Annotated in this window: 15 protein-coding genes; 13 read left to right on the top strand and 2 right to left on the bottom strand. The window is 40.7% G+C overall.

Annotated elements, in window-relative coordinates:
• Positions 1 to 44: 44 nt before the first annotated feature.
• From PUND_RS04570 to ruvX, 6 genes are all read left to right on the top strand, one after another.
• Positions 45 to 938 (top strand): DUF350 domain-containing protein, encoded by an 894-nt coding sequence (locus PUND_RS04570; RefSeq protein WP_010391581.1) that lies wholly within the window; start codon positions 45 to 47, stop codon positions 936 to 938.
• A gap of 77 nt (positions 939 to 1,015) precedes the next feature.
• Positions 1,016 to 1,489, top strand: coding sequence for a hypothetical protein (locus tag PUND_RS04565; RefSeq protein WP_010391582.1), 474 nt, complete (start codon positions 1,016 to 1,018; stop codon positions 1,487 to 1,489).
• A gap of 70 nt (positions 1,490 to 1,559) precedes the next feature.
• The gene (gene rsmE / locus PUND_RS04560) at positions 1,560 to 2,294 is read left to right on the top strand and encodes a 16S rRNA (uracil(1498)-N(3))-methyltransferase (protein WP_010391583.1); all 735 of its coding nucleotides are present in this window, start codon (positions 1,560 to 1,562) and stop codon (positions 2,292 to 2,294) included.
• Positions 2,295 to 2,360: 66 nt separating this feature from the next.
• Complete coding sequence (gshB, locus tag PUND_RS04555) at positions 2,361 to 3,311, top strand: glutathione synthase (protein ID WP_010391584.1); 951 nt, start codon at positions 2,361 to 2,363, stop codon at positions 3,309 to 3,311.
• Positions 3,312 to 3,439: 128 nt separating this feature from the next.
• Entirely contained in the window at positions 3,440 to 3,997 is a 558-nt protein-coding gene (locus tag PUND_RS04550) for a YqgE/AlgH family protein (protein ID WP_010391585.1), read from the top strand.
• A gap of 17 nt (positions 3,998 to 4,014) precedes the next feature.
• Positions 4,015 to 4,464 carry a Holliday junction resolvase RuvX gene (gene ruvX, locus PUND_RS04545; RefSeq protein WP_010391588.1) on the top strand — a complete coding sequence of 150 codons (450 nt, stop codon included), beginning with the start codon at positions 4,015 to 4,017 and terminating at the stop codon, positions 4,462 to 4,464.
• A 204-nt stretch (positions 4,465 to 4,668) separates the two neighbouring features.
• Here the strand turns inward: ruvX and PUND_RS04540 are convergent, their stop codons facing one another.
• Together PUND_RS04540 and PUND_RS04535 are read right to left on the bottom strand one after the other, a co-directional pair.
• The gene (locus tag PUND_RS04540; protein ID WP_010391589.1) at positions 4,669 to 5,805 is read right to left on the bottom strand and encodes a PilT/PilU family type 4a pilus ATPase; all 1,137 of its coding nucleotides are present in this window, start codon (positions 5,803 to 5,805) and stop codon (positions 4,669 to 4,671) included.
• Positions 5,806 to 5,814: 9 nt separating this feature from the next.
• Positions 5,815 to 6,855 carry a type IV pilus twitching motility protein PilT gene (locus tag PUND_RS04535; protein ID WP_010391590.1) on the bottom strand — a complete coding sequence of 347 codons (1,041 nt, stop codon included), beginning with the start codon at positions 6,853 to 6,855 and terminating at the stop codon, positions 5,815 to 5,817.
• A 2-nt stretch (positions 6,856 to 6,857) separates the two neighbouring features.
• On the opposite strand from PUND_RS04535, the gene PUND_RS04530 reads away from it, so the two are divergent.
• From PUND_RS04530 to PUND_RS04500, 7 genes are all read left to right on the top strand, one after another.
• On the top strand, positions 6,858 to 7,571 hold the full coding sequence (locus PUND_RS04530; RefSeq protein WP_010391591.1) for a YggS family pyridoxal phosphate-dependent enzyme: 714 nt from the start codon (positions 6,858 to 6,860) through the stop codon (positions 7,569 to 7,571).
• Between the two features lie 17 nt (positions 7,572 to 7,588).
• Complete coding sequence (proC, locus tag PUND_RS04525; RefSeq protein WP_010391593.1) at positions 7,589 to 8,410, top strand: pyrroline-5-carboxylate reductase; 822 nt, start codon at positions 7,589 to 7,591, stop codon at positions 8,408 to 8,410.
• Positions 8,411 to 8,436: 26 nt separating this feature from the next.
• Positions 8,437 to 8,970 (top strand): YggT family protein, encoded by a 534-nt coding sequence (locus PUND_RS04520; RefSeq protein WP_008113334.1) that lies wholly within the window; start codon positions 8,437 to 8,439, stop codon positions 8,968 to 8,970.
• 58 nt (positions 8,971 to 9,028) lie between these two features.
• On the top strand, positions 9,029 to 9,472 hold the full coding sequence (locus PUND_RS04515) for a DUF4426 domain-containing protein (RefSeq protein ID WP_010391596.1): 444 nt from the start codon (positions 9,029 to 9,031) through the stop codon (positions 9,470 to 9,472).
• Positions 9,473 to 9,474: 2 nt separating this feature from the next.
• Positions 9,475 to 10,074: an XTP/dITP diphosphatase gene (locus PUND_RS04510; RefSeq protein WP_010391597.1), complete on the top strand. Its 600-nt coding sequence runs from the start codon at positions 9,475 to 9,477 to the stop codon at positions 10,072 to 10,074.
• A complete protein-coding gene (gene hemW, locus PUND_RS04505) occupies positions 10,071 to 11,207 on the top strand; it encodes a radical SAM family heme chaperone HemW (RefSeq protein ID WP_010391599.1) in 1,137 nt (378 codons plus the stop codon). Before PUND_RS04510 ends, hemW begins: the two co-directional genes overlap by 4 nt.
• Positions 11,208 to 11,291: 84 nt before the next feature.
• On the top strand, positions 11,292 to 13,124 hold the full coding sequence (locus PUND_RS04500) for a DUF885 domain-containing protein (protein WP_010391601.1): 1,833 nt from the start codon (positions 11,292 to 11,294) through the stop codon (positions 13,122 to 13,124).
• The last annotated feature ends 71 nt before the right edge of the window (positions 13,125 to 13,195 follow it).

Raw genomic sequence — 13,195 nt, 5'->3', positions numbered from 1 at the left:
AGAATGGTTAAAAACCTATCAAGGTAAATCTATTTAGGAACACCATGTCATACTTGTCATTATCTAACACTAGTTTAGTTGCGATTGCTATTAGTTTTGTGGTTATTTGTATTATTATCATCAGTTTAAGAATTATTACTCAAATAAAAGCAAAACAAGCACTTAAAGAAGAATTAGCGCAACATGATAACTTTGCAATGGGAATTAGTTTTGCTTCTGAAATATCAGTCGTGATCGCCACGATGGCATTTTTGTTCGATGAAATTAGTATTAGCACCGCTCAATCAAATCCGCTGAAAGTCATTTTATTAATTGTGCTGTTATTTTCGTTTATAAAAATGGGACATTTAATCCACCGTAAATGGATTTTACGCCGCTTTAATGAAGAAGCAGCTATATTAAAACAAAACGTTTGTGCTGCGTTGGTTGATTCAGGCATGCTGATTGCCAACTGCATTTTAGTATTGGGTTTATATACGTGGACACACACTCAAGGCTTTAGTAATTTATTAATAGCCTCTGTAAGCTTTTTTGTTTTACAAGGCATGTTTGCCCTAGACAGTAAAATACGCGAAAACCGCTTTGCTAAAGCCAACCAAGGGGCCTCGTTGCAAAGTAACTTTGGTTTAGAAAACACCTCCATTGGTATTCGCTATGCGGGTAAATCAATAGGCTTAGCTCTTGCTGCGTATGCTGGTTTATCGAGTGCGGCGTTTCAAAACGGTAAAATGGTAGAGAACTTATTTACTTTGGTAATGCATTGCGGTGTGATGTGGCTGTTACTATACTGTTTAACGTATATTATAAAAATTATTTCAATGCCAAATATAGATACCGCACTTGAAGTCGATCATCAGGATAATATTGGCATTGCCTGTATTGAATTTGCTGTATTTTGTGCTATTGGTTATTTATTAATAAGTATGTTTTCAATTTAGTACCAAACTCATTAAATTTAGCCGTTGCTTAACGTCCCTATTTAATTGTTTGGTAAATTAACAGGGACTTTAGGCATATGGCAATTAAAACAGGAAGTTATCTATTAATCGATATAGATAACGAGTTCAGCCGAGCATTTGTAAAACATTACATAAATACTAATGATGCTGCTAAAAAGGACATCATAATAGCCGGTGCGAACACGCAAAAGCTGGTTAAAATGATGTTTGATGAACTCGTTAAAGATTATTGCTATTGCGATATTGAGAACGAAATCAGTATTTCAGAACTGGCCAGCTACCTTCACGAACACCACAATGTTCAAGGCGTATTATTCAACCAAACAGATTATTTGCTCGCTGATGATACACAACGCTTTATTTATAATTCATTACATGAAAAACGCTATATTATTAGTCAAACCAATCATGGCTATGACATTAACCCCATAAATGAAGAGTGCCATTCAAATCATTTGTCCTGTGATACCGATATAGCCCAAACCGCACAAGAACTAACAGAGCTTGCAGTCCCTGAATATGAAAAATAAATAATTGCACCCAAGCCTTTGCTTACTTACCATAGAGGGATATAACTTCTATGTAAAAAAGTGATTTGCCATGCGAGTGCCTCATATTTATCAATCATCACCAATTGCCCTTAATACTCCTTTAAACCTTGACGATGATGCTGCAGGGCACATAGGCCGTGTGTTGCGCATGAAAGTGGGCGAGCAGGTTTCTATTTTTAATGGTGAAGGCGGAGAGTTTCTAAGTGAAATTATTGAGGTGAGTAAAAAGAGCGTGGTTGTTATGCCGCTTGAATTTAATCCTCATGACGTTGAATCACCATTAAAAATTCATTTAGGCCAGTGCGTATCCCGTGGTGACAAAATGGATTTTACCATTCAAAAGTCTGTTGAATTAGGGATCACTGAAATCACCCCTATTTTTAGCCAGCGCTGCGGCGTAAAACTAAGTGGCGACCGCTTAGAAAAAAAACACCAGCAATGGCAAAAAATAGCCATTGCCGCAGCAGAGCAATCTGGGCGCAACTTTGTGCCAAAAGTACACTCACCTGTTGATTTAAAAACCTGGCTTGAACAGCAAACAGCTGCCATTAAATTAACTTTGCATCCTCGCGCCGAACACAGTATTAAAACCATTACCGTTCCCGATGACGGCGTGCGCTTTTTAGTAGGGCCTGAGGGTGGATTTACTGACGATGAAATAGCACAAACAAAGCAACAAGAATTTGTAGATATTCGCTTAGGCCCGCGGGTACTTCGCACAGAAACAGCAGCGTTAACCGTTTTAAGCGCACTGCAATTACAATTTGGCGATTTAGCTAATTGAAATAACTAAAAGCACCCACATATCAAGATTACAGTTGTAAAAAACACATAAACTAAGGCACAGCGCATGGCAATTAAGTTAGGTATTATTTCAGATCCTATTAGTGGATTTAATATTAAAAAAGACACCGGTTTTGCAATGATGATGCAAGCGCAAACCCGTGGCTACGAAATTTACTACATGGAAATGGATGATTTATCGCTGCGTCAAGGCAATGCCTACGCTACTGCAGCCAAAGCACAGGTTTTTGATAACGCAGAAAAGTGGTACCAACTTGAAGAAAAAACCACCATTGCACTGGCTGACTTAGACGTTATTTTAATGCGTAAAGATCCGCCTTTTGATACTGAATATATTTACGCAACCTATATTTTAGAACGTGCTGAGCAAGCGGGTACTTTAGTTATTAATAAGCCACAGAGCTTGCGTGACGCCAATGAAAAACTATTTACCGCTTGGTTTAGTGAGCATACACCTGATACGTTAGTTACGCGCAGCCAAAAGCAAATCCGTGAATTTTTAGCCGAGCACAAAGATATTATTTTAAAACCACTGGATGGTATGGGTGGTGCTTCTATTTTTAGAGTAAAAGCAGATGATGCCAATATTGGCGTAATATGCGAAACCTTAACTGAGCATGGCAGTCGCTTTGCGATGGCGCAAAATTACATTGAAGAGATCACTCAAGGTGACAAGCGCGTATTGGTTGTTGATGGTGAAGTTATTCCTTATTGTTTAGCGCGTATCCCACAAAACGGCGAAACGCGCGGTAACTTAGCCGCCGGCGGACGTGGTGAAGCACGCCCAATTAGTGAGTCAGATCTTAAAATTGCTCAAGCAGTTGCCCCTACATTGAAAGAAAAAGGCTTAATATTTGTTGGCTTAGATATCATTGGCGATAAGTTAACTGAAATTAACGTAACAGCCCCAACCTGTGTTAAAGAGATTGAGGCCGCTTACGAGATTTCTATTACCGGTATTTTATTTGATGCTATAGAGAGAAAGCTTAGTAAATAATATTAAAGCCATAACAAAATTTAAGCAGTGGCGCTTCTATAGCCACCGCTTAAAGTTGAATAAATTTTTAGTGTTAAAACATGGGACTATGCCATACTCAAGATTCAATAACTAAAAGGGTAAAAATTATGCAGTCATTAGAAAATCATTTTTTAATCGCAATGCCATCAATGCAAGACCCTTTTTTTAAACGTGCCGTCACTTATATTTGTGAACACAATGAAGAAGGCGCTATGGGACTTGTTATCAATCAGCCGATTGATGTTACCGTAGGTGAGCTACTCGACAAAATTGATATTGATAACGATAAGTCGCAACATGCCGCGCAAGTGACAGTGTATGCTGGCGGGCCGGTAAAAACGGATCGTGGCTTTGTGCTACATTCACCAAAACCTGGGTACTCGGCAAGCCAAAAATTGAGCAGTGATATTATGATCACTACCTCAAAAGATGTATTAGCCACATTAACTACCGCTCAAGCACCCGAGCAATTTATAATTACCTTAGGTTACTCAGGTTGGGAGCAAGGCCAGTTAGAACAAGAGCTACTTGATAATAGCTGGCTGATTATAAAAGCCGACCCCAAAATAATTTTTGATACCCCAGTGGAAAAGCGCTGGGAAATGGCAGTCTCTATGCTTGGTTTTGATGTTAGCCAATTAAGCCCCGAAGCTGGACATGCCTAATAACATAAAAGACAAACATGACTAAAAAAACTGTAAAAGCGCAAGGTGAGCGCACCGTAATGGGATTTGATTTTGGTACTAAGAGCATTGGTATTGCAATTGGTCAAGAATTGACAGGCAGCGCCACCAGCCTAAAGGCGGTGAAAGCTCAAGATGGCATCCCTAATTGGGATGACATTGCTGTACAGGTAAAAGAGTGGCAACCTGACTTAATGGTGGTTGGCTTACCGCTTAATATGGATGGCACCTCACAAGAGGTTACCTTTAAAGCCAAAAAGTTCGCCAATCGTTTGCATAATCATTACGGTATAGCGGTTCATACTCAAGATGAGCGCTTAACTACCGCTGATGCTAAAGCACGGTTGTTTGAACGTGGTGGTTATAAAAACTTAGGTAAAGGCAACGTAGATAATATGTCTGCGGTGATTATTCTAGAGAGCTTTTTTGAAGCCAGTTATGGCGAATAAATTGATTTAACAAAAAAAGCGCCTAAGGCGCTTTTTTTACGTGTGGATTTTGACTAGGGTCTGTTAGTCTTTACGGATTAAAACTCGTTCAAACTAGGGGCAATTTAATCGCGGCGCGAGGTTTGTAACCTAGTGGGTTCGATAATTGCTCCTACGTTATTCTACTGGCTTACATCCATGTAGGCAGCAACGAGTTAATTGTCCTTAGGTAATATTACCTTTATCATCAAGGCCATCAATGGTTACACCTTGCAAAAAGCCTGCCCCTTGCTGCTCGTTATTACGTAGTTTTATCATTAAACGTAAATCATTTGGCGAGTCTGCATGATGAAGTGCATCGGCATAGTTAATCCGTTGCTGTCTGTAAAGCTCAAACAGCGCTTGGTCAAAGGTCTGCATGCCCATTTCAGTTGATTTGGCCATAGTTTCTTTAATACCACCAATGTTACCGTTTTTAATCAGCTCACTCACCATTGGCGTATTCAATAATACCTCTATAGCAGCAGCACGTCCCTCACCATCAGAGGTAGGGATAAGCTGCTGGGCAATAATAGCGCGTAAGTTTAATGCTAAATCATATTTAAGCTTATCGTGCTTCTCTTTTGGCACTAAGTGCATAATACGATCAATAGCTTGGTTAGCATTGTTAGCATGTAAGGTGGCAACACATAAATGACCTGTTTCTGCAAAGCTTAACGCATACTCCATAGTTTCTTGCGATCGAATTTCACCAATCAAAATAACATCAGGCGCTTGGCGTAAAGAGCTTTTTAGTGCTGACTCAAAACTTTCAGTATCTAAGCCCACTTCACGTTGAGTAATAATGCTTTTTTTATGTTCATGAACAAACTCTATTGGATCTTCTATAGTTAAAATATGCCCACGTTGATTGCGATTTCTATAACCAATAAGCGCCGCCAAAGACGTTGATTTACCTGTTCCAGTACCACCAACAAATAATACCAGTCCGCGCTTTGACATAATCACATCAGTAAGTACTGAGGGCAATCCCAGCTCTTTTACATCAGGTATTTGGGTCACAATCCGGCGAATAACCATCCCCGCTCTGTCACGTTGCCAAAAAGCCGAAATACGAAAGCGTCCTTCGCTGGTTGCAATTGCAAAGTTACACTCTTTGGTGCTATGAAACTCTGCCTTTTGCTTTTCACTCATCGCTGATTCAACTAATTCCAGCGCTTGCTCATCGGTTAGTTTGTCATCATTAAGGGGTATAAGCTCGCCATTAATTTTAGCGCTAATAGGCAGCTGGCTTGATACAAATAGATCAGAGCCTTTTTTGTCGATCATTATTTGTAAAAAGTGATTTAGAGATAAAGTCATAATAATTCCTTAAGCGCTAAACTGCGTCTTATCTTGTGCTTTTGTATACGCCGCAGAGTGAGTGATAATGCCTCTGTTAACAAGGTTTGTTAAACATTGATCCATGGTTTGCATGCCCTGCGACGCACCGGTTTGAATCGATGAGTACATTTGAGCAATTTTATCTTCACGAATTAAGTTACGAATAGCAGGCGTTGCCAACATGATTTCGTGTGCAGCCACTCGCCCTCCACCGACCTTTTTGATCAGTGTTTGTGAGATAACCGCACGCAATGATTCAGAAAGCATAGAGCGGATCATATCTTTTTCTTCACCAGGGAATACATCAATAATACGGTCAATGGTTTTAGGTGCCGACGTGGTATGCAAAGTGCCAAACACTAAGTGACCAGTTTCAGCAGCAGTCATAGCAAGGCGAATAGTTTCTAGATCTCGTAACTCACCTACCAAAATAACATCAGGGTCTTCACGCAATGCACTTCGCAAGGCATTAGAAAAACTATGTGTATCGCGGTGAACTTCACGCTGGTTAATTAAGCTGAGTTTATTATCGTGCACAAATTCGATAGGATCTTCAATGGTCAGTACATGATGATGTTTATTTTGATTTATATAGTCCACCATGGCTGCGAGTGTAGTCGACTTACCAGAGCCTGTAGGGCCGGTAACTAATACTAAGCCTCGTGGGTTATCTGAAATTTGTTTGAATATTTCCGGCGCGCCCAAATCTTCAAGTGTCAATACATCACTCGGGATAGTACGAAACACGGCAGCAGGACCACGATTAGAGTTAAAGGCATTTACACGAAAACGTGCTAAATTAGGGACTTCAAAAGAAAAATCCACTTCGAGATTTTGTTCATAGTCCTTACGCTGGTTATCGTTCATAATGTCATAAACCAGACTGCTGACTTCTTTATCTCCAAGTGCTGGTATATTAATTCGTCGCACATCACCATCAACACGTATCATAGGTGATACCCCTGATGATAAGTGCAAATCTGATGCTTTATGTTGCACACTAAATGCCAATAATTCGGTGATATCCATTTATGACTCCACAACTAACTGATAAATATATGGTTACAATAGCAGAACGACTCACATCCGCCTACGCTAGAATTGCAGAGGCAGCGCAAAATGCACAGCGCAATAGTAACGACATTACGTTACTTGCAGTATCCAAAACCAAACCCGTCTCTGATATTATGGCAGCATATGAGCAAGGGCAACGCCAATTTGGTGAATCTTATGTTCAAGAAGCTGTAGATAAAATAGCGCAACTAGCCACATTTAGCGATATTGTTTGGCATTTCATTGGCCCTATACAGTCAAATAAAAGCGCTTTGGTGGCCAACCACTTTGACTGGGTACAAAGCGTCGACAGACTAAAAATAGCAAAACGCTTAAACGCTCAGCGCCCACAGGAAATGCCCGCTCTTAATATACTGATACAAGTTAATATTAGCGCAGAAGACGCGAAATCCGGCTGTGCCGCAGAGGAAATAGACCAACTAGCACAATTTATAAGTCAGTGTTCACAGTTAAAATTACGCGGACTAATGGCTATTCCTGCAAAAAGTGACGATGCTAACACGCAAATTCAATATTTTGAGCAATTACAAACTTGCTTTGATAAACTACAGACCCAATATCCTCATATAGATACGTTGTCGATGGGGATGAGTAACGATGTAGAGGCTGCCATAACGGCAGGTTCAACCATGGTGAGGATCGGCACAGATATTTTTGGAACACGAACTTAAAAGGTGATAACAGACATATGTCAGATAAAAAAATCGCATTTATAGGCACAGGTAATATGAGCTACGCCATCATTGGTGGCATGGTAAAAAACGGCTTTAACGCAAACAATATTATTGCAACTAACCGCAACCAAGAAAAACTAGCCAAGGTAGCATCCGACTTTAAGGTGCAAACCACCAGTGACAATAACGAAGCTATGCGCGATGCAGATGTCATTGTTCTGTCTGTTAAACCACAAATGATGGGCGACTTGTGCCAATCATTTCAAGATTCAGGCATCGACTTTAGTGATAAATTATTTATCTCAGTCGCTGCAGGCTTAACCGTTAAACGCTTACGTGAAATGCTTGGCCAAGATGTGAAAATGGTGCGTTGTATGCCAAATACACCGTCGTTACTTGGCCGTGGTGTATCGGGCTTGTATGGCGCTGGCGAAACGCAAAGCGAACATGAATTTGTACAACAAGTTTTTGAATGTACAGGTATAGTTGTGTGGGTAGAGCAAGAATCGCAAATTAACGATGTCATTGCTGTGACAGGCTCATCGCCAGCTTACTTTTTCTTATTTATGGAAGCGATTGAAGAAAAAGCGAAAGCACTTGGCTTTAATGATGAAGACGCGCGTCGCTTAGTACAGCAAACAGCGCTAGGCGCAGCTGAAATGGCACTTAGCCAACCAGATATTAGCATTTCGCAACTGCGCGCCAATGTAACCTCAAAAGGCGGTACCACGCATGCAGCTGTTGAGCATTTAAAAGCGCAAGGTTTAACCCAAACTGTGGGTGATGCAATGGATGCGTGTATTGCGCGTGCAGTGCAAATGGAACAAGAACTTTAAAACCATTTTTTATTGAAGGTTATACTATGAATGCCATGCAATTTTTAATTAGCACCTTGTTTGATCTGTTTTTAATGGTGGTACTACTGCGTTTTTGGCTACAGTGGGCAAAAGCCGACTTTTACAACCCGATGAGCCAATTTGTGGTCAAAGCCACTTCGTTTGCAGTTAACCCGCTGCGAAAAATCATTCCAGGGCTAGGCGGGCTTGATTTAGCCTCTTTGTTGCTGGCATTTATAGTGGCTGCGGCAAAAATAAGTACATTAATGTGGCTTATTTATAGCTCTTGGGCTATTCAACCTGTGCTTATACAGGCACTAATAACTGTTTTAAAAGAAGGTTTAAATTTAGTCTTTTGGGTGTTAATCATCCGCGCTATTTTAAGCTGGGTAAGCCAAGGCTATAACCCAATTGAAGCGGTATTCCATCAGCTTACTGAGCCAATGCTAAAGCCAATCCGTAAAATCTTACCGCCACTAGGAGGCTTAGACTTATCGGTATTGGTACTGATCATCGGCATTCAGTTTTTACAAATGCTGCTAATGGACCTTTTAGCTTAAGCACAACGTAATATAAAAGAGGCCTAGCGCCTCTTTTTTACATACTCAGGAGTTAACCATGCAACGTTTAATAAAGTTTTGTTTTATTGCTTGTCTCGCTTTAGCATTTAATGCGCACAGCGCTCAAGAACAAGGCGCCCAATACAAAGAACTAGGCCCTTGGCAAGTTCATTACATAGCCTTTCCATCAACGTTTATTCAACCGCAAATAGCTAAAGCCTATGACCTTGAGCGTAGTGGCTATAAAGGCATTGTTAATATTTCAATATTAAAAAATAATGCAGATAAAGCCGCTCAAAAAGCGACATTACAAGGTACCGCTAAAAACTTATTAGGTAACAAGCAAACCCTTAACTTTAAAGAAGTCGTTGAAGGCGATTCAATTTATTACCTAGCACAAGTAGATTACACCAACGAAGAGATTTTACGTTTTGAAATTGAAATCCAACAAGGTAATCAGTTTCAAACATTAAAGTTTAAGCAAAAATTTTACGTAGATTAAATATGACCAACACCTTAGTTCTTGCAACCGGCAACCCCGGAAAAGTGAATGAGCTGGCTAACATGCTCAGCTCACTTAATATTAATGTTGTACCGCAAAGCGACTTTAATGTCAGTGACGTAGACGAAACAGGCACCACGTTTGTAGAAAACGCGATAATTAAAGCGCGTCATGCGGCTAAAATTACCGGACTGCCTGCTATTGCAGATGATTCAGGCTTAGAAGTTGATGGCCTGAATGGCGCGCCAGGTGTTTACTCTGCTCGTTTTGCAGGAAATAGCGCAAGCGATCAAGATAATATCGATAAATTACTGGCTGATTTAGGCAACAACCCTAATCGCAGCGCTCGCTTTTGGTGTGTGTTGGTACTAATGCGTCATGCCGACGACCCTACTCCACTTATTTGCAGTGCTAGCTGGGAGGGCGAAATTACCCTTAGCCAACACGGTAAAGGTGGCTTTGGTTACGATCCTATCTTTTTTGTACCATCAGAAAGTTGTACCAGTGCAGAGCTTACAAAAGAGCAGAAGAATGCACTAAGTCACCGTGGGCAAGCACTTAATAAATTACTACAAGAGTTACAACACAAAGGCGGCCTGTGAACCTTCCTCCACTGAGTTTATATGTGCACGTGCCTTGGTGCGTGCAAAAATGCCCTTACTGCGACTTTAATAGCCACGGGCAAAAAGGTGACATCCCTGAAGCTGAATATGTACAGCACTTAATTGACGATTTAAAAGCTGATTTACACTTAGTACAAGGGCGGAAAATTCACAGTATTTTTATTGGCGGCGGCACGCCAAGCCTATTAACCGGCGCGGCATATACCCGTTTACTCAATGAAATAGATAGCCTAATTGGTTTAAGCGATAACTGTGAAATAACCCTTGAAGCAAACCCAGGCACAGTCGAAACTGGCCGTTTTAAAGATTATGTAAAAGCAGGGATTAACCGTATCTCAATTGGCGTGCAAAGCATGCAAAATGATAAGTTAAAAGCCTTAGGCCGAATTCATGGTGCCGATGAAGCCAGTTATGCAGCACAACAAGCTACTGAAGCAGGGTTGAATAGCTTTAACCTTGATTTAATGCATGGCTTACCAGGGCAATCTCTCGATGACGCACTAAGTGATTTAAAACAAATTATTGCCCTCAACCCACCACATATTTCTTGGTATCAGCTCACCATTGAGCCTAATACACAATTTGCTTCAAAACCGCCCACGTTGCCGCAAGATGAAACCTTATGGGATATTCAAGAACAAGGCCAAGCATTATTAGCACAAGCCGGCTATCAGCAATACGAAATATCAGGATATGCAAAACCAGGCTTTCAATGCCAACATAACTTGAATTATTGGCGGTTTGGCGATTATCTTGGTATTGGCTGTGGCGCCCATGGTAAGGTTACTGATGCGAAAACAGGGGTGATAACACGCACTGAAAAGGTTAAACACCCACGGGGCTACATGGACATTATTAAGCCCTACTTGTACAAAAGCTGGCAAGTAGAGCAAGATGACTTAGCGTTTGAATTTTTTATGAATCGCTTTCGTTTAACAGAGCCATGCCCGATTGAAGACTACAGTGCGCTAACTAATCAGCCATTACAAAGCCAACAAGCGGCTTTGAATAAAGCTATTAACACAGGTTTATTAATAGAAAAAGACGGCCATTGGCAAGTAAGCCTTAAAGGCCATCGCTTTTTAAATGACCTGCTAGAATTGTTCGTATAACGCTTTTGGCGTTATACGCATGTAAAGTAAACACATGAAAAATTAAAATACCCTAATGGGTTTCTAACAACAAAAGGGAAACGAATGCGTAAACTTACTCTAATTGCTGCCACGGTAAGCGTGGCACTGCTTGCCGGTTGCCAACAAGCAACACAACAATCAACGCCTGCACCGGCTGTTCAAGTTCAACCTGTACAAAGTGAAATTGATAAAGCGAATGCTTTTTTTGAAGACACTTTTAATCGTGATGTAATGAGCAGCCCAGTTTATCAAACCTACATGGGCATCAAAAAAGATTACGATAAATGGGATGACAACAGCGAAGAAAAAGCGCTTAAAGACTTGGCACAAACTAAAGCCGATTTGGTCACCCTCAACAGCATTGACCGTGCGCAATTAGATGCAGCTACTCAAGTAAGTTATGATTTAAAAAAGCAAGATTTAGAAGCCAGCATTGCTGATTTTAAATGGCGTTACCATAACTACCCAGTAAACCAAATGTTTGGTACGCACTCTATGGTGCCGGCTTTTTTAATTAACCAGCATCAAATTAGCAACGTAAAAGAAGCAAACGATTATATTGCTCGTTTAAATGGGGTACCGGGTGTATTCGATCAACTGATTACCGGCTTAGAAATTCGCGCCGATAAAAACATCATCGCGCCTAAATTTGTATTTCCACACGTGATTGATTCAAGCAAAAACATTATTAAAGGTGCACCGTTTGAACAAGGTGAAGATTCAACTCTTTTGGCTGACTTTAAACGCAAAGTAAATGCCTTAGAAATCGACCAAGCTGAAAAAGATGCACTTATTAGTAAAGCGACTGATGCATTAAAAACAGCAGTTAAACCTGCTTACTCTAAGTTAATTAACTACATTGCACAGCTAGAAAAGCGTGCTGATGACCGTGACGGTGCTTGGAAATTCCCTGATGGCGAAGCGTTTTACAATAACGCGCTTAAACGCACTACCACGACAGACCTTACTGCAAAAGAAATTCATGCCATTGGCCTTGCCGAAGTGTCACGTATTCATGATGAAATGCGTGCCATCAAAGATAAAGTTGGTTTTGAGGGTGACTTAAACGCCTTTATGCAGTTTATGAAAACCGACAAGCAATTTTACCTTGCTAATACTGAAGCGGGTAAAGCGCAATACCTAAGTGAAGCTAAAGGCTTAATTGATAACATGAAAACACGCTTAGATGAGCTGTTTATTGTAAAACCAAAAGCCGACATGATAGTAAAACGTGTTGAAGCTTTCCGTGAAAAAGCCGCAGGTAAAGCGTTTTATCAACAACCTGCGCCAGATGGTTCTCGCCCAGGTATTTACTATGCCAACCTCTATGACATGGAAGCAATGCCAACTTACCAAATGGAAGCTCTCGCTTACCATGAGGGTATTCCGGGTCATCACATGCAAATTGCTATTTCACAAGAGCTGGAAGGCGTGCCTAAGTTCCGTAAGTTTGGTGGTTACACAGCCTACATTGAAGGTTGGGGTTTATACTCAGAGTTACTACCAAAAGAAATGGGCCTTTATGAAGACCCGTATTCAGATTTTGGTCGTTTAGCTATGGAGTTATGGCGTGCCTGTCGTCTAGTGGTTGATACCGGTATTCACGCAATGAAGTGGACTCGCCAAGAAGGTATTGATTACTACGTTAACAACACTCCTAACGCCACTTCTGACGGTGTAAAAATGGTTGAGCGTCATATTGTAATGCCATCACAAGCAACGGCTTACAAAGTGGGTATGCTGAAAATTTTAGAACTACGTGAAGCGGCTAAAAAGCAGCTTGGCGACAAGTTTGATATTCGTCAATTCCACGACGTAGTGCTTAAAAATGGCCCTGTACCATTAAACGTACTAGAAAACTTTGTTAATGAGTGGGTTGCTAGCAAACAAGCTTAATTATCAAGTAACTACTTAAACATATAAAAGGTCGCAATTGCGGCCTTTTGTTTTATAAAGCAAAAAATTAA

The sequence above is a fragment of the Pseudoalteromonas undina genome (assembly GCF_000238275.3).
Taxonomy (GTDB): Bacteria; Pseudomonadota; Gammaproteobacteria; order Enterobacterales; family Alteromonadaceae; genus Pseudoalteromonas; species Pseudoalteromonas undina.
The sequence above is the reverse complement of the archived record's forward strand: the minus strand, read 5'-3'. Positions and strand labels throughout refer to the sequence as shown.